This is a genomic window from Xanthobacter oligotrophicus, from assembly GCF_008364685.1.
Lineage (GTDB): Bacteria > Pseudomonadota > Alphaproteobacteria > Rhizobiales > Xanthobacteraceae > Xanthobacter > Xanthobacter oligotrophicus.
In genome coordinates, this window is the sequence record NZ_VTTL01000008.1 from 213,702 (window position 1) to 229,374 (window position 15,673).

A 15,673-nucleotide genomic window follows, 5' to 3' on the forward strand; every position below is an offset into this window, starting at 1 on the left:
GCCGGGAGCAACGTCTCCCTACTCGATCCCGCCGTGGGCCAGCACCTTGCGCATGAGCGAGGGCAGCGCCTCACGCCCGAAGCCATCGGGCCGCACCCAGCGATGGCCGTCCGGGGCCGGCGTGGCGGCGGGCAGGTCGGCGCGATGCACCTTCAGCGTCAGCGCGAAATGGGTGAAGACGTGCTCCACCGCCCCCGGCAGGGCGCGCCAGCGGGTCGGGAAGGGGGCGTGATCCTCGATACGCGCCGGCGCCTTCGCCCCCGCCCGGCTGTCCCAGGGGGTGGAGGGCACTTCCGTCATCTTCGCCAGCAGGCCCTTGTCGGGCCGGGTGCGCAGCAGCACAGCCCCATCCGCCCGCACGGCGACGAAGGCCGTGCCCTCCCGCCTCGGCTTCTCGCCCTTGGGCGCCTTCACCGGATAGCGGGCTGCATCGCCCTCGGCGCGCGCCACGCACGGCTCCATCCAGGGGCAGAGCGAGCAGGCGGGGGATTTCGGCGTGCAGATGGTGGCGCCGAGATCCATCATGGCCTGGGCGAAATCCCCCGGCCGCTCCGGCGGCGTCAGCGCGGCGGCGCGGGCCTTGATGGCGCCCTTGGCCCCCGGCAACGGCTCGCCGATGGCATAGAGGCGAGAGATGACACGCTCGATATTGCCGTCCACCGGGCTCGCCGGCCGGTCGAAGGCGATGGCGGCGATGGCGGCTGCCGTATAGGGGCCGATGCCGGGAAGATCGAGCAGCGCCGCCTCGGCATCCGGGAAGCGTCCGCCGTGGCGGGCGACCACCGCCTTGGCGCAGGCGTGCAGATTGCGGGCGCGGGCGTAATAGCCGAGCCCCGCCCAGGCGGAGAGCACCTCCTCCAGCGGCGCGTCGGCGAGATGCGACACACTGGGCCAGCGGGCGAGGAAGGCCACGAAATACGGCCCCACCGCCTTCACCGTGGTCTGCTGCAGCATGATCTCGGAGAGGAACACGTGGTAGGGGTCGGCACGCCGCCCCGGCTCGGCCCGCCAGGGCAGGCGGCGGCGATGGCGGTCGTACCAGGCGAGCAGCGCCGCCGGCTCAGGCCCGCCGGCGCGCGATGCGGCAGCTGGGGCGCCGGAGCTTGCGTCGGTACTTTCTACGGCCCGCGCGGACGCTCTTGCAGCTGCTCTCGTTGCGGCTCTTGCCGTGGCTCTTGCGGCGGGGGAGGATGTCATGCGGCCAAGGTGGCCGCGTCGGCGTCGCAGGACAAGAGGCGCCGCGCCCTCTTCCCCATTCAGAGAATCCCCGTGTCGAACCCGCCCCGCATGCTCCGCCGCCAGTCCGGCCCCCGGCCGCTCGCCGACTTCGTCGCGCCGAGCATCTCGGACCTGTGCGGCAAGGCGGGCTTCTCCGTGGTGGAGGTGGTGACCCACTGGGACGAGATCGTGGGTCCGGACCTCGCCCCGCGCTGCATGCCGGTGCGCCTGCAATGGCCCAAGGAGGACGGCGCCGCCGCCACTTTGGTGGTGCGGGTGGAAGGCGCCTATGCCATCGAGCTGCAATATGCCGCCGGCGTGGTGGTGGAGCGCATCAACGCATATTTCGGCTGGCGCTGCGTGGGCCGCCTCGCCTTGCGCCAGGGGCCGGTGCCACAGCGCCACGCCCGCCAGTTGCCGCCGCCCAAGCCCGAGCCGGCGACCATCGCTGCCGTGCGCGGCGAGATCGGCGCCTTCGAGGACGAGGCGCTGGCCGCCTCCCTCGCCCGGCTCGGCGCGCTGGTGCGGCGGGAACGCGGGCACGGCTGAACGGCGTCCGGCCGGCGCGCGAGCGCACTGAACAAGCTGTGATCGGCGCATGGTTTGCCGCCATAAGGGCGACATGTTAGAGCGCCATGGAGTTCACTGGCGCGGCGCCCTGCCCCGCCCTTACCCGTGCTTTGCGCCCAATAGCTTCGGCGATATGGCGCATCTGGCCCCCGTCCGCGCGGGACCGCCGGATCCGACGCCGGACCTTTCGGAGATGTCCATGATTCTCGATCGCCGCCGTTTCCTGGCCGGAGCCGGACTTGCCGCCCTCGCCGCCGGGCTTGGCCTCGGCCTCACCGTTCCGTTCGAGCCGGCCGCCGCGCAGACCGTCGAGCAGGCCAAGCTCATGGCCCCCGCCGCGAGCCCCCTGCCGGAGAAGGCGATCGGCAGCGCCACGGCGCCGGTGACGGTGGTGGAATACGCCTCGGCGACCTGCAGCCACTGCGCCGCCTTTCACACCACCACCTTCCCTGAGCTGAAGACGAAATATATCGACACCGGCAAGGTGCGCTTCATCTTCCGCGAATTCCCGTTCGAGCCGGTGGCCACCGCCGCGTTCATGCTGGCCCGCTGCATGCCGGACGACAAATATTTCCCCATGGTCTCGACCCTGTTCGAGACGCAGAAGGCCTGGGCCTACAGCCAGGACCCGGCGGCGGGCCTGCTGGCGGTGGCCAAGCAGGCGGGCATGAGCCAGGCCGATTTCGAGAAGTGCCTCACCGACCAGACCCTCGGCGAGAAGGTGCAGGAAAGCGCCCTCTACGCCAATAAGGAACTGGGCGTGAACGCGACCCCCACCTTCTTCATCAACGGCAAGAAGGTCTCCGGCGCCCTCGGCATCGCCGAGTGGGACAAGGAACTGGCCCCGCTGCTCGCCGGCAAGTGAGACGGGTCAGCGCGAGGCTCGCAGCTTGACGCCCCCTCTCCCGCTTGCGGGGGAGGGTTGGGGGGGGGGCAGGCCCCTCTCCCTTTGCACCGGTGGTGCCGGGAAAAGCCCCGGTAGCCCCCACCCTGCCCTCCCCCGCAAGCGGGAGAGGGTTCTCACAGTACCCCGCCCACGGCCCCCGCCCTCACGCCACCTTCAGCTTCTTCTCCACATAGCGACTTTCCTGGGTGCGCCCGCCGTAGCCATAGGCGTCGGCCTTCACCTCGCGCACCAGGATGTAGCTTTCGGGATCAAGGTCCGGCAGCAGGCCGTCCATGGCGGCGAACACCGCTTCCAGATAGGCCGCCTTCTCGTCCTTGGTGTTGGTGCCGTCCACCACCTGAATGTCGAGGGAGAAGGACGAGGCGGCCGTCTGAGCCAGCGACGCGCCGCCCACTAACCACTGATCGCGCGGCACGAAGGAGATGGCGACCGCCGTCACCTGCGGATCCTTGCGCAGGATGCGGGCGGTGAGGTCCGACAGAGTGGTCGCCACCGTGGCGGCGAGGGCGGCATCGGGTGTACCGGACAGCTTCACATCGAGAAGGGGCATAAGGGTCTCCATCGGTTGGATGGCGTCACCCTACGCCGCACCTTCGCATGAGAAAATTTGAATTCTAAAATCCGAGAAATCGGATAAGCTCATATCATGATCCGTAATCTCGATCTCGATCTCCTGCGCAGCTTCGCGGCCGTGGCCGATCTCGGCTCCATCTCGGCGGCCGCGCGCAAGGTGGGGCGCAGCCAGTCGGCGGTGAGCCTGCAGATGGACCGGTTGGCCGAATCCCTCGGCTTCCAGGTGCTGGAACGGCGCGGCCGGGCGGTCTCCCCCACCCCGCGCGGCGCCGCCTTCCTCGAGGATGCCCGCCGCCTCCTCGACCTCAATGACCGGGTGCTCACCCAGCACGTCCACGGCGCCTTCGCCCAGCCGCTGCGGCTCGGCTTCGTGCAGGATGTGGGCGAAGGGGTGATGCAGCGCATCCTCTATCGCCTCGCCGCCAGCTTTCCCCAGGCCCCCATCACGGTGCGCGTGTGCACCACCGTGACCATGCTGGACAAGCTGAAGGCGGAAGACCTCGACATCGCCGTGGGCCTGCGCAACGAGAGCGACCTGCCCACCACCCTGCTGCTGCGCGAGCCCATGGTGTGGATCGCCGCCCGCCACCTGCGCCTCGACCGGGAGGCCCCGGTGCCGCTGGTGCTGTTCGAGAACCCCTGCGTCTGCCGCAGCGCCGCCATCTCGGCTCTCAATGCGGCGGGGCGCTCTTTCCGCATCGCCTTCACCAGCCCCAGCCTGCCAGGGCTGATGGCGGCGGTGGGCGCGGGCATCGGCGTCACCGTGCGCTCGCCCCGCGCGCTCAGGCCCGACCTTGCGGTGGTGGCGGACCTCGACCGCGCCAGCCTGCCGGACATGGAATTCGTGCTCTATGGCCGGCCCGGCACCCGCCCGCCGGCCCTCGCCAAGGTGGAGGAGATCCTCATGGAGGAGCTGCGCCGCGAGCATCCGCTCTACGCCGTGGCGTGACGCCGGCTGGACATCGCCGGGGGGAGACCCCACCTTTTCCTCATCGTTGACGGCCCGGGGGGTCTGCCCCTTTCCGCCCCGGGGGAGATTGCCGCGCCATGCCTGCCCCTTTCCCCTTCGACAATTCCTATGCCCGCGACCTGCCGGGCTTCTACGCTCCCGCGACGCCCACGCCGGTGACCGCGCCCGGCCTGGTGAAGGTCAATGCCCCCCTCGCCGAGGAGCTGGGCCTCGACCCCGATGCGCTCGCCACCCCGGACGCGGTGGAAATGTTCGCCGGCCAGCACGTGCCGGAAGGCGCCGAGCCCATTGCGCTGGCCTATGCCGGGCATCAGTTCGGCCAGTTCACGCCCCAGCTCGGCGACGGGCGGGCCATCCTGCTCGGCGAGGTGGTGGACCGCGCCGGACGGCGCCGCGACATCCAGCTCAAGGGCTCCGGCCCCACCCCCTTCTCCCGCCGCGGTGATGGGCGGGCAGCGCTGGGCCCGGTGCTGCGCGAATATATCGTCAGCGAGGCCATGGCGGCGCTGGGCATCCCCACCACGCGGGCGCTGGCGGCGGTGACCACCGGCGAGCCGGTGCTGCGCGACCGCCCGCTTCCGGGCGCCGTGCTGGCGCGGGTGGCGGCAAGCCATATCCGCATCGGCACCTTCCAGTTCTTTGCCGCCCGCAAGGCCACAGACGCGGTGCGCCAGCTGGCCGACTACACTATCGCCCGGCATTATCCCGAGCTTGCCGGCGTGCCGGAACCCTATCTGGCGCTGCTGAATGGCGTCATCGGCCGGCAGGCGGCGCTGGTGGCGCGCTGGCTGCTCGTGGGCTTCATCCACGGGGTGATGAACACGGACAACATGTCGGTCTCCGGCGAGACCATCGATTACGGCCCCTGCGCCTTCATGGACGCCTATGATCCGGAAACGGTGTTCTCCTCCATCGACCAGATGGGCCGCTATGCCTATGGCAACCAGCCGGATATCGCCCACTGGAACCTGGCGCGCCTCGCCGAATGCCTGATCCCCCTGCTGGGCGAGGACAAGGAGGCCGCCATCGCCGCCGCCAACGGGGTGCTGAAGGAGTTCCCGACGCGCTTCAGGGCCGCCTACCATTCCGGCCTCGTCGCCAAGATCGGCCTTGCGGGGCCGGACAGGGAAGCGAGCGAGGAGGACACTACCCTCGCCCTGGAGCTGCTGTCGGTGATGGCCGCCTCCAAGGCCGACTTCACCCTCACCTTCCGCCGGCTCGGCGCGCTGGCGGAGGATGCGGACGCGGGCGGGCCTGTGCGCGACCTGTTCCTCGACCGGGAGGCCTTCGACGCCTGGGCCACCCGCTGGCGTGAGCGGCTCGCCTCGGCCGGCCGCGACGGCGCGGCGACGCGCGCGGCCATGGACCGTGTCAACCCCCTCTTCATCCCGCGCAACCATCTGGTGGAGCAGGTGATCGCGGCCGCGAGCGAGGGCGACTTCGCGCCGTTCGAGACGCTGAACACGGTGCTGTCGCATCCGTTCGAGGAGCAGCCGGCCTTTGGCGCTTATGCCGGCCTGCCGCCGTCCATGGAGGGCTACCAGACCTTCTGCGGGACGTGAGCGGGAGCGCTCGCAAAACGAGCCCGCAAAACGAAAAGGGCGCGGCCGAAGCCGCGCCCTCTCGCAAACTTGGAGACGAAAAGACTTCCTCAGAAGTCCATGCCGCCCATGCCACCCATGCCGCCGCCGGGCATAGAGGGGCCGCCGGCGTCACGCTTGGGCAGCTCGGCCACGAGGGCTTCGGTGGTGACGATCAGGGCGGCGATGGAGGCCGCGTCCTGCAGGGCGGTGCGCACCACCTTCGCCGGGTCGACGATGCCGGCGACGATCATGTCCACATATTCCTCGCTCTGGGCATTGAAGCCAAAGTTCGGATCGTTGGACTCCTGCACCTTGCCCACCACGATGGAGCCTTCCACGCCGGAATTCTCGGCGATCTGGCGGATGGGGGCCTCGAGGGCGCGCAGGACGATCTTGATGCCGGCGGTGATGTCGGGGTTCTCCGAGGTCACCAGCTCGACCGCCTTCTTGGCGCGCAGCAGGGCCACGCCGCCGCCGGGGACGATGCCTTCTTCCACCGCAGCGCGGGTGGCGTTGAGGGCGTCGTCCACGCGGTCCTTCTTCTCCTTGACTTCCACTTCCGTGGAGCCGCCGACGCGGATCACCGCGACGCCGCCCGCGAGCTTGGCCAGGCGCTCCTGGAGCTTCTCGCGGTCGTAGTCCGAGGAGGTCTCCTCGATCTGCGCCTTGATCTGGTTGACGCGGGCCTCGATGTCGGCCTTCTCGCCGACGCCGTCCACGATGGTGGTCTTCTCCTTTTCGAGAATCACCTTCTTGGCGCGGCCGAGCTGGGCGATGGTCACGTTCTCGAGCTTGATGCCGAGATCTTCCGAGATCACCGTGCCGCCGGTGAGGATGGCGATATCCTCCAGCATGGCCTTGCGGCGATCACCGAAGCCGGGGGCCTTCACGGCCGCGACCTTGAGGCCGCCGCGCAGCTTGTTGACCACGAGGGTGGCCAGCGCCTCGCCTTCCACGTCCTCGGCCACGATGACCAGCGGACGGCCGGTCTGCACCACGGCTTCGAGCACGGGCAGGATGGGCTGGAGGCCGGAGAGCTTCTTCTCGAAGATGAGGAGATAGGGCTCTTCCAGGTCGGCGATCATCTTCTCCGCATTGGTGATGAAATAGGGAGAGAGATAGCCGCGGTCGAACTGCATGCCCTCGACCACTTCGAGCTCGGTCTCGGCGGTCTTGGCTTCCTCGACAGTGATGACGCCTTCATTGCCCACGCGCTGCATGGCGCCGGCGATCATCTCGCCGATGGAGGCATCGCCGTTGGCGGAGATGGTGCCGACCTGCGCCACTTCGGCGGAGGAGGAGACCTTCTTGGCGCGGGCGCGGATGTCGGCGATGGCGGCGGCCACGGCGAGGTCGATGCCGCGCTTCAGGTCCATGGGGTTCATGCCGGCGGCGACCGACTTGGCGCCTTCCTTCACGATGGCCTGGGCCAGCACGGTGGCGGTGGTGGTGCCGTCGCCGGCCAGATCGTTGGTCTTCGAGGCGACTTCACGCACCAGCTGGGCGCCGAGGTTCTCGAACCGGTCTTCCAGCTCGATCTCCTTGGCGACGGTGACGCCGTCCTTAGTGATGCGCGGGGCGCCGAACGACTTCTCGATCACCACGTTGCGGCCCTTGGGACCGAGGGTGACCTTCACGGCGTTGGCGAGGATGTCGACGCCGCGCAGCAGCTTTTCGCGGGCGTCGCCGGAGAACTTTACTTCTTTGGCAGCCATTACGGCCTCCTAAATTTGGGGATTATTGGTGCGTTCAGGCCGCCATCAGTTGGGCGACGACACTCACTTGGCGATGACGCCGAGGATGTCGCTTTCCTTCATGATGAGAAGGTCCTGGCCGTCGATCTTCACTTCGGTGCCGGACCACTTGCCGAACAGCACACGGTCGCCCGCCGTCACGTCGAGGGGAACCAGCTTGCCGGCCTCGTCGCGCGCGCCGGGACCGACCGCGATCACCTCGCCCTCCTGGGGCTTTTCCTTGGCGGTGTCGGGGATGATGATGCCGCCAGCGGTCTTCTGCTCGGCTTCGATGCGCTTGACCACGACGCGATCGTGCAGGGGACGGAAGGACATGTTTTTACCTCTCGGAGGGACGCGAGCCTCTGGCCCGCCGGTTCTGGCACTCTCCAAGGTGGAGTGCCAAGCTCGCAGCGGAGATAAGCGGGCCACCCCGCCCCGTCAAGGCGCGCTGCAGCATGAGATCGGGCCGCGGCCCCAAAGGGCAGCTAGGAAAGCCGTAACCCGCGTGGTCTAGCTTTGCTGCACACTGGCGTCGATCCTTCGCGATTCGCGGGGCGCGGCGGCATCGACGCGGGCGGCGCCAGCCATTATGGTCGGTGCAACCGGCTGGCATGGCGGGCAATCGGGTAACGGATCCCAATGGATCTGAGGGTCGTGGCGGCGGGAGGCCTCGGAAATCACATGACGAAGATGTTTGCGGGATCAAAGTCGCATGTGGGCGCCGCGCGGCGCGCCGGCCTGCTGGGCATTGCCGTAACCGGACTGGCGCTGACCCTCGCCGGGTGCGCGAGCGGCCCCACCGAGCCGCCGCCCCCGGCCCGCCCGCAATTCACCAGCCCGATCCCGCCCGACCGCCTGGTGGGCCGCTGGGGCCTTGCCGCCTATCACCGGCCGGACGACGCCACCCGGACCGAGAACCAGGCGCGCGCCCAGTGCTCCAACCCCTACGTCATCACCGCCGGCACCAATGGCGGCGTCATGATGTATCTCGCCGACGACAACAAGCTGACCGAAGTGGTGTCGAAGCAGGTGGCCGGCGGCCCGACCTATATCGGCCCGCCCGAGGACCCAGCGGGCGGCGAGCGCGACCGGCAGGTGGTGCGCTTCGACGGCAACGTGCTGGTGCTGAAGTGGCTGGACCCCGAGGTCTCCCGCCGCTACGGCACCATGGTCTACGTGCGCTGCTCCTGAGCCGGCGCGCCTGACCTCTCCGGCCGGCTTCCAGCCGGCCGTTCTTCCCCCGCCAGTTCGTCCCCGCGCCGCCCCGCAGCGCGAAAGCCGGTTCAGCGCCGATAGGCGCTGAGCAGGGACGAGCCGCGGTTGGTGGGGTCGAACACGTGCAGCCCCATCTCCTCGGTGAGGTCGCGGAAGGCGGCGATGCCGCGCACCGAATTGCCCTTGGCGTCGAGCCGTGGCGAATAGGTGCCGATGCCCAATTGCCGGTTCACCACGCCGAGGATGCCGCCGCCCACCCCGCTTTTCGCCGGCACGCCCACGTCGAAAGCCCAGTTGCCGGCAAAATCATACATGCCGCAGGTGAACATCACCGACAGGGTGTTGCGCACCGCCTCCACCGCGAACACGGCGCTGCCGGTGAGCGGATTTTCCCCGATATTGGCCAGCGTCGCCCCCATCACCGCGAGGTCGGTGGCGGTGACGAGAATGGAGCACTGGCGGAAATAAAGATCGACGGCGTCGTCCACATCGGCGCCGAGCGCGCCCGCGCATTTCAGCAGATGGGCGATGCCGCGGTTGCGGTGGCCGGTCTGCGCCTCCGAGCGGAACACGGTCTCGTCCATCACCAGCCGGCGGCCGGCGGCGGCGGAAAAGCGGTCCAGCACCACCTCGAACGCCTCCGCTCCGAACGCCTCGGCGAGGAGGCCGGACACGGTGATGGCCCCGGCATTCACCATGGGGTTGAAGGGACGATTGGAGAGCGCATCGAAGACGATGGCGTTGAAGGCATCGCCGGACGGCTCGACCCCCACATGGGCCAGCACCTTGTCCCGGCCCAGCGCTTCCAGCGCGATGCAATAGGCCAGCGCCTTAGAAATGGACTGGATGGTGAAGGGCACGTCCACGTCGCCCACGCCCAACACGTGGCCGTCCACGCCGGCGAGCGCGATCCCGAAGCGATCCGGCACCACCCGCGCAAGCTCGGGGATGTAGGTGGCGAGTTCCCCGCTTTGGTCATCCCGCGCACGCTCGAAGGCGGCGCGCGCGGCGGTCTCGAGGCCGGAGGCAAGACCCGTGTTCGGCGACATGAGCCCTCCCCTTCCCGCTGCGGCCCGCACGTCACGCCCGCCAGAGCTCTACTCAAGCACGGACCATGCCATGCCTGCGAATGGGCTGGGAGCGAGGACCGGCACCGGCCGCGCTCAGCCCTTGTCGAGGTCGTCCACCGGAGCGCCAGGAACGTTCTTCTTGATGGATTCGATGGCGTCCAGCGCCGACTTCTTGGCCTTGTAGCCCTCGGAGGAGAACATGATCTCTCCGTTGGACGCCTTATAGCGGAAACGGAACTCTCCCGCCTTGTCCTTGTAGACCTCGAACTTCGCCATGGCTTGCCTCCCTGCGGCGCGACGCGGCGGCCGGACCGGCTCAGGCAAAGGTGCAGTGATTCGCGACTGCGCGCAAAGCGGGTGCCCGCGCCTTATTCGTCCATCTTCAGCGCGGCGATGAAGGCCTCCTGCGGGATCTCCACCTTGCCGAACTGGCGCATCTTCTTCTTGCCTTCCTTCTGCTTGTCCAGAAGCTTGCGCTTGCGGGAGATGTCGCCGCCGTAGCACTTGGCGGTCACGTCCTTGCGCAGGGCTTTGATGGTTTCGCGGGCAATGATCTTGGCGCCGATGGCCGCCTGGATCGGGATGTTGAACAGATGCTGGGGGATCAGGTCCTTCAGCTTCTCGCACATCACCCGGCCGCGTGCGTCGGCGCGCGCGCGGTGCACCAGCATGGAGAGGGCGTCCACCGGCTCCGAATTCACCAGAATGGACATCTTCACCAGGTCGCCGGGACGGTACTCGGTGATCTGGTAGTCAAAGGAGGCGTAGCCCTTGGAGATGGATTTCAGCCGGTCGTAGAAGTCGAACACCACCTCGTTGAGCGGCAGGTCATAGGTCACCATGGCCCGCGCGCCCACATAGGTCAGCTCGATCTGGTTGCCGCGCCGGTCCTGGCACAGCTTCAGCACCGAGCCGAGATACTCGTCCGGCGTCAGGATGGTGGCGCGGATCCAGGGCTCGCGGATCTCCTCGATCTTCACCACGTCCGGCATGTCCGCCGGGTTGTGCAGGTCGATGACCGAATTATCGATCATCTGGATTTCGTAGATGACCGAGGGTGCGGTGGCGATGAGGTCGAGGTTGAACTCGCGCTCCAGCCGCTCCTGGATGATCTCCAGGTGCAGCAGCCCGAGGAAGCCGCAGCGGAAGCCGAAGCCCAGCGCGGCGGAGGTCTCCATCTCATAGGAGAAGCTGGCGTCGTTGAGGCGCAGCTTGCCCATGGCGGCGCGCAGATCCTCGAACTGCGCCGCATCCACCGGGAACAGGCCGCAGAACACCACCGGCTGCGCCGGCTTGAAGCCCGGCAGCATGTCGGCGCAGGGGCGCTTTTCCTCGGTGATGGTGTCGCCGACGCGGGTGTCCGCCACTTCCTTGATGGAGCCGGTGAGAAAGCCGATCTCGCCGGGGCCAAGCTCGGCCATGGCCACCATCTTGGGGGTGAAAACGCCCACGCGGTCCACGTCGTTCACGGCGCCCGAGCCCATCATCTTGATGCGCTGGCCCTTCTTCAGCACGCCGTCGATGATGCGCACCAGCACCACCACGCCGAGATAGGTGTCGTACCAGCTGTCCACCAGCAGCGCCTTCAGCGGCGCGGCGCGATCGCCCATGGGCGGCGGCAGGCGGGTGACGATGGCTTCCAGCACCTGGTCCACGTTGAGGCCGGTCTTCGCCGAGATGCCGATGGCGTCGGAGGCGTCGAGGCCGATCACGTCCTCGATCTGCGCCTTCACCTTTTCGGGTTCCGCGGCGGGCAGGTCGATCTTGTTGAGGACCGGGACGATGTCGTGGTTGTTGTCGATGGCCTGGTAGACGTTGGCCAGCGTCTGCGCCTCCACGCCCTGGGAGGCGTCCACCACCAGCAGCGAGCCCTCCACGGCGGCGAGCGAACGGTTCACCTCATAGGCGAAGTCCACGTGCCCGGGGGTGTCGATCAGGTTGAGGATGTAGGTCTCGCCGTCCTGCGCCTTGTAGGACAGGCGCACGGTCTGGGCCTTGATGGTGATGCCGCGCTCGCGCTCGATGTCCATGCTGTCGAGCACCTGATCCGTCATCTCCCGCTCGGTGAGACCGCCGGTGATCTGGATCAGGCGGTCGGCGAGGGTCGATTTCCCATGATCGATGTGGGCGACGATGGAGAAGTTGCGAATGTTCTTCTGGGCGCTGGCGGTCATCCGCGCCGCATAGCATCGGCGCGGGTTCGCCACAAGGCGGGAGGGCCGGCGCGGGGCGGGAGAAGGGGCGGCACGAACCCCGCCCGAACGGGCTCGGCGACGATAACTCTCGCAGGGGCGCGCACCACCGCCGTTTGGCGAACGCGCGCGCCCGTCTCAACGCGATCGGGACAAGACGGCCCTCAAAGCCCCATCAGGCGGCGCTTCTTGCCTGGGGTCTCCGGCTCGTCGGGGGTTTCCCCGTCCGGTCCCGGATCATCCGGCAGGGGCGGCAGGGCGACGATGGGGGCGGGACGCGACGGCTTCCCCTTCCCGTTCGCGGCTGTTGCGGGAGCGGGAGCGGGAGCGGGGGTCGGCTCCGGGGAAACCGGCGCCGGTGCCGGCTTCGTCGGTGCTGGCGTGGAAGGGGCCGGTGGGGCGGCGACCTCCGTCGGCTCCTGCGCCTTTTCCGCCACCGGCTCAGGGGGAGGCGCAGGCACGAAAATGTCCACCTGCGCGCCGGAGCGGGCGGAGGCCTCCGCAACCGCCGCGGCGAGAGCTGCTTCCTGGGCCTTGGCCTCCGAAGCCTTGGTCTCCAGCGCCTTGGCCTCCTCGCTGGCGCGGACGGCGGCGATGGCCGCTTTCACCCGCTCGGCCTCATGCTCAAGGATCGGGGTGGCGGAGACGCCGGGGGGCACCTCCCACACGAAGGCGTCGAGCTTTCCGGACACCGGCGACACCGCCGCCCAGGCATCCGACACCACGCCGTCGGCGATCCAGGCCGGGTCGCGATGGGCGCGCACGGCGCGCGCGGTCCATTCGCGAGCCTTGCCGATATCGGCATGTTCGGCGGCTTCAAGTTCGGCCATGAGCAGGCAGACGCGCTGGCTCGGCTCGGCGAGCAGCGGCTCCAGCACCAGGCGGGCCTGCCGGAACTCCTGCGCGTCGATGGCGGCGCGGGACAGGGCGATGGCGCTCTCGCGGTGGCTGGGCGCCCGGTTCACCAGGGTGCGGATGCGCTTCAGGCGATCCTGTGCCGCGTCGCCGGGCCGCAGATAGGCCTCCACGTCCGCCAGCTCGGGATGGGGATTGGTGGCGAAGGCGGTCTCCACCACCTTGGCCGCCTTGCGCAGCTCGCCGGCGGCGCCCAGCAGGCGGCCGGCGCAGGCGGCGGCGGGCACCAGGGTGGGGGCGAGGCGCACCGCTTCCACCGCCTTCTCCCGCGCCACCAGCGGATCGGAATGCTCCAGCGCGATGGCCTCGGCGGCCAGGAGCACCGCCTTGCGGCGGCGGTACTGGGCCTTGTCGATGCCCTTGAGCGCCATCTGGCGCTCCAACACGCCCCGCGCGCCGGCATAGTCGCCGGCGGCGCAGCGCGCCTCGATGACGGCATCCGCCGCCCAGCCCAGCGTCGGCGCGGCCGAGGCGGCTTCCTCGGCGATGGCGTAGGCCGCCGCCTTGTCCCCCGCCTTGCGCGCCTCCATGTGCAGGCCGCGCAGGCCGAGCAGGCGGGTCTCGGGCTTGTCCACCATGGCGCGGAAGGCGGCGACCGCCACCTCGTGCTTGCCATCCAGCTGCGCCGCCTGGGCGGTGAGCAGGTGGGTGAGCGGCTCGTGGGGCAGCAGGCGGGCGGCATCGTGCCGGGCCTGGCGCACGGCGGCATTGTCGCCGATGCCCACCGCGAGCAGGCCGCGCGTCACCGCGTTCCAGCCCTTCTCGCGCCGGCGGCGGCGGGAGAAAGCGGCGATGATCTTCGGCGAGCGCACCAGCAGGGACAGGATGCGCCACAAAATCAGGATGAGGCCGGCGACGACGGCGATCACCGCCAGCGCCACGGGCACGGTGGTGCCATAGGCTACGCCTTCCCACACCACCGTCACCTCGCCCGGCCGGTCGGCCAGCCAGGAGACGCCGAAGGTGATGGCGACGAGCAGGAGCAGGAATAGGACGAGGCGGATCACGGCACCTTCCTCGAAATGGCGGCGAGCTGCTGCTGGTAGAGCGTCCCGGCGACACGCACCGCAGCGGTGCGCGCCTCGATCTCGCGGATCACGGCAAGGCGGGCCTGCACGGGTTCCGGCAGCTTCTTCAGTGTGATGAGGGCGTCATCCAGCTGGCCGGCCTTCACCTGACCGACAGCGGTGGCGATGAGGCCTTCCAGATCCACCGAGCCGGGACCTGTGACCGGGCGCACCTTAACCAGGCTCTCGGCCGAGGCCAGGAGCCGGTCCACCAGCGAGGTTGACGCGTCCACCGGGGCGGCCGCGGGCCGCTCGGCGGCGATGGCGGCGGCGCCCTGCTGCGCCAGCGTGGCGGCGAGCTTGGACGGCACCGCATAGCCCGCCGCCGCCGCTGGGGCGAACGGATCGAGCTGGCCGGCGGCCGGCCCCAGCGTGATGCGGGCCGCGGCCAGCTCCGCCGCGAACGGCCGGCCGGAGACCACCGCATCGCGGAAGGTGGAAAGCACCACGAGGCCGGCGGCCGCGCGGTTGAAGGCGGTGGCGGCGGCGGTCGCCTCCTCGATCTGCGCCTTTAGCGCATCGAGGCGCGGGCCGACGGCCTCCACCTTCGGCGTGAGGGACTGGGCGAGGGCCTGAACCTGCGCCTGCGCCTGGGCGCCGGCCTGCTGCGCGCCAGCCGTGGCGGCGGCCACCGCCGTATGGAGGTTGCTCTCCACCGTACGCAGGGCCTCGATGTCGCGGCGGGCGGTGGCGAGGGCGTCCCGCGTCGCCTCGCTGCTCGCCTTCAGGTCATCCACCGTTTTCAACAGCGCCGGCGGCACCGCGGGCGCGGGGGCCTGAGCCTGAGCGGACGTGCCGGCCGGGGCGGGGGCGGACTTCAGCGCCGCCACCGTGGCGTCCAGAGACTTCAGGGTCGCTTCGCTGCGCTCCAGCCGCTCGGACAAGGCGGCGATAGAGCGCGGATCGAAGGCCGGGCGGGCCTCCAGGGCGGCGATGCGGTTCTGCAGCGGCGTGAGGTTCACCACCGGGGCCGGCTCCACCACGGGAGCGGGCGGCGGGAAGAATTGCGGAAGCGCATACCAAAGGCCACCGGCCACGGCGCCGCCGCCGATGATGCCGGCAATAAGCCCGGCAAACACCGCGCCGCCGCCACCCGAACGCGCGGGTGCGGGCGGGACGGGCGCGGAGGCCTTGGCGGCATTGCCGGCGGGCGCGGCTGATTCGCCGGGGGCGGATGCAGCGGCCTCGGCCGGCTTCGATCCCGCCGGCTTAGCGTCTGCGGGCTTCGCATCGGCCGGCTTGGCATCAGACGGCTTGGCGTCCGACAGCTTCGGCCCGGTCGACGGGGCGCTGGAGAGCTTGGTATCAGCAGATTTGGGCTCGACCGGCATGGACGGAGCCGGCTTGGCTTCGACCGGCTTCGGATCGCCAGGCTTGGCGTCGGCACCGGCGGCCTTCGGGTCCTTGCCGGGCTCCGGGGAGGCGGCGCCCTGGGCCGGGATGCTCTTCACGCCAGTCGCCTGGGCTGCGGCCGGACCGGTGGCGCCCGAAGCGGTCGCGACCTCCTCGGCCTTCAGGTCCAGCGTGGGCGGGGTGCGGGACGGGCGGGACGCGAAGCCCTCCGCCTTCGGATCGTCGCTCGCCATAGGCGTCTCTCGTGCCTCCATCGTGAGTTCGGATCCGCTGTACCGGTTCCGGATAAACCGCCCCGCGTCGC

The 15,673-nt window shown here is 69.6% G+C and carries 14 protein-coding genes; 5 read left to right on the forward strand and 9 right to left on the reverse strand.

What is annotated here, in order from left to right; genetic code table 11:
* Positions 1-18: 18 nt before the first annotated feature.
* On the reverse strand, positions 19-1,197 hold the full coding sequence (gene mutY / locus FZ033_RS14930) for an A/G-specific adenine glycosylase (RefSeq protein ID WP_232847491.1): 1,179 nt from the start codon (positions 1,195-1,197) through the stop codon (positions 19-21).
* Positions 1,198-1,269: 72 nt separating this feature from the next.
* Here mutY and FZ033_RS14935 point away from each other — a divergent pair, with 72 nt between their 5' ends.
* Positions 1,270-1,767 carry a DUF721 domain-containing protein gene (locus FZ033_RS14935; RefSeq protein WP_232847492.1) on the forward strand — a complete coding sequence of 166 codons (498 nt, stop codon included), beginning with the start codon at positions 1,270-1,272 and terminating at the stop codon, positions 1,765-1,767.
* Between the two features lie 220 nt (positions 1,768-1,987).
* Entirely contained in the window at positions 1,988-2,653 is a 666-nt protein-coding gene (locus FZ033_RS14940) for a DsbA family protein (RefSeq protein ID WP_232847493.1), read from the forward strand.
* A gap of 184 nt (positions 2,654-2,837) precedes the next feature.
* Here FZ033_RS14940 and FZ033_RS14945 read toward each other — a convergent pair whose 3' ends face one another.
* A complete protein-coding gene (locus tag FZ033_RS14945) occupies positions 2,838-3,245 on the reverse strand; it encodes a tautomerase family protein (protein ID WP_149576905.1) in 408 nt (135 codons plus the stop codon).
* Between the two features lie 96 nt (positions 3,246-3,341).
* On the opposite strand from FZ033_RS14945, the gene FZ033_RS14950 reads away from it, so the two are divergent.
* On the forward strand, positions 3,342-4,217 hold the full coding sequence (locus FZ033_RS14950; RefSeq protein WP_149576906.1) for a LysR substrate-binding domain-containing protein: 876 nt from the start codon (positions 3,342-3,344) through the stop codon (positions 4,215-4,217).
* Between the two features lie 98 nt (positions 4,218-4,315).
* Entirely contained in the window at positions 4,316-5,800 is a 1,485-nt protein-coding gene (locus FZ033_RS14955; RefSeq protein WP_149576907.1) for a protein adenylyltransferase SelO, read from the forward strand.
* An 89-nt stretch (positions 5,801-5,889) separates the two neighbouring features.
* Here the strand turns inward: FZ033_RS14955 and groL are convergent, their stop codons facing one another.
* Entirely contained in the window at positions 5,890-7,536 is a 1,647-nt protein-coding gene (gene groL, locus FZ033_RS14960; protein WP_149576908.1) for a chaperonin GroEL, read from the reverse strand.
* A 63-nt stretch (positions 7,537-7,599) separates the two neighbouring features.
* A complete protein-coding gene (gene groES, locus FZ033_RS14965) occupies positions 7,600-7,890 on the reverse strand; it encodes a co-chaperone GroES (RefSeq protein WP_149576909.1) in 291 nt (96 codons plus the stop codon).
* A 357-nt stretch (positions 7,891-8,247) separates the two neighbouring features.
* On the opposite strand from groES, the gene FZ033_RS14970 reads away from it, so the two are divergent.
* The gene (locus FZ033_RS14970) at positions 8,248-8,748 is read left to right on the forward strand and encodes a hypothetical protein (protein WP_188079514.1); all 501 of its coding nucleotides are present in this window, start codon (positions 8,248-8,250) and stop codon (positions 8,746-8,748) included.
* Between the two features lie 92 nt (positions 8,749-8,840).
* Here FZ033_RS14970 and glsA read toward each other — a convergent pair whose 3' ends face one another.
* The 5 genes from glsA to FZ033_RS14995 all read right to left on the reverse strand — a co-directional run bounded on the left by glsA (position 8,841) and on the right by FZ033_RS14995 (position 15,602).
* Entirely contained in the window at positions 8,841-9,821 is a 981-nt protein-coding gene (glsA, locus tag FZ033_RS14975; protein ID WP_232847494.1) for a glutaminase A, read from the reverse strand.
* Positions 9,822-9,935: 114 nt separating this feature from the next.
* The gene (locus tag FZ033_RS14980) at positions 9,936-10,118 is read right to left on the reverse strand and encodes a YegP family protein (RefSeq protein ID WP_149576910.1); all 183 of its coding nucleotides are present in this window, start codon (positions 10,116-10,118) and stop codon (positions 9,936-9,938) included.
* 92 nt (positions 10,119-10,210) lie between these two features.
* Positions 10,211-12,016 (reverse strand): translation elongation factor 4, encoded by a 1,806-nt coding sequence (gene lepA, locus FZ033_RS14985; protein WP_149576911.1) that lies wholly within the window; start codon positions 12,014-12,016, stop codon positions 10,211-10,213.
* A 182-nt stretch (positions 12,017-12,198) separates the two neighbouring features.
* Positions 12,199-13,956, reverse strand: a complete 1,758-nt coding sequence (locus FZ033_RS24555) for a heme biosynthesis protein HemY (RefSeq protein WP_149576912.1) — start codon at positions 13,954-13,956, stop codon at positions 12,199-12,201.
* Positions 13,953-15,602 carry a hypothetical protein gene (locus FZ033_RS14995; RefSeq protein ID WP_149576913.1) on the reverse strand — a complete coding sequence of 550 codons (1,650 nt, stop codon included), beginning with the start codon at positions 15,600-15,602 and terminating at the stop codon, positions 13,953-13,955. The genes FZ033_RS24555 and FZ033_RS14995 overlap by 4 nt, the downstream gene beginning before the upstream one ends.
* Positions 15,603-15,673: the final 71 nt, after the last annotated feature.

Bases quoted from the DNA above. Each gene is read 5' to 3' on its own strand.
- groL (WP_149576908.1), bottom strand. From the start codon at position 7,536: ATGGCTGCCAAAGAAGTAAAGTTCTCCGGCGACGCCCGCGAAAAGCTG.
- FZ033_RS14955 (WP_149576907.1), top strand. From the start codon at position 4,316: ATGCCTGCCCCTTTCCCCTTCGACAATTCCTATGCCCGCGACCTGCCG.
- FZ033_RS14950 (WP_149576906.1), top strand. From the start codon at position 3,342: ATGATCCGTAATCTCGATCTCGATCTCCTGCGCAGCTTCGCGGCCGTG.
- FZ033_RS14980 (WP_149576910.1), bottom strand. From the start codon at position 10,118: ATGGCGAAGTTCGAGGTCTACAAGGACAAGGCGGGAGAGTTCCGTTTC.
- mutY (WP_232847491.1), bottom strand. From the start codon at position 1,197: ATGACATCCTCCCCCGCCGCAAGAGCCACGGCAAGAGCCGCAACGAGA.
- FZ033_RS14940 (WP_232847493.1), top strand. From the start codon at position 1,988: ATGATTCTCGATCGCCGCCGTTTCCTGGCCGGAGCCGGACTTGCCGCC.
- FZ033_RS14995 (WP_149576913.1), bottom strand. From the start codon at position 15,602: ATGGCGAGCGACGATCCGAAGGCGGAGGGCTTCGCGTCCCGCCCGTCC.
- FZ033_RS14945 (WP_149576905.1), bottom strand. From the start codon at position 3,245: ATGCCCCTTCTCGATGTGAAGCTGTCCGGTACACCCGATGCCGCCCTC.
- glsA (WP_232847494.1), bottom strand. From the start codon at position 9,821: ATGTCGCCGAACACGGGTCTTGCCTCCGGCCTCGAGACCGCCGCGCGC.
- groES (WP_149576909.1), bottom strand. From the start codon at position 7,890: ATGTCCTTCCGTCCCCTGCACGATCGCGTCGTGGTCAAGCGCATCGAA.
- FZ033_RS14970 (WP_188079514.1), top strand. From the start codon at position 8,248: ATGTTTGCGGGATCAAAGTCGCATGTGGGCGCCGCGCGGCGCGCCGGC.
- lepA (WP_149576911.1), bottom strand. From the start codon at position 12,016: ATGACCGCCAGCGCCCAGAAGAACATTCGCAACTTCTCCATCGTCGCC.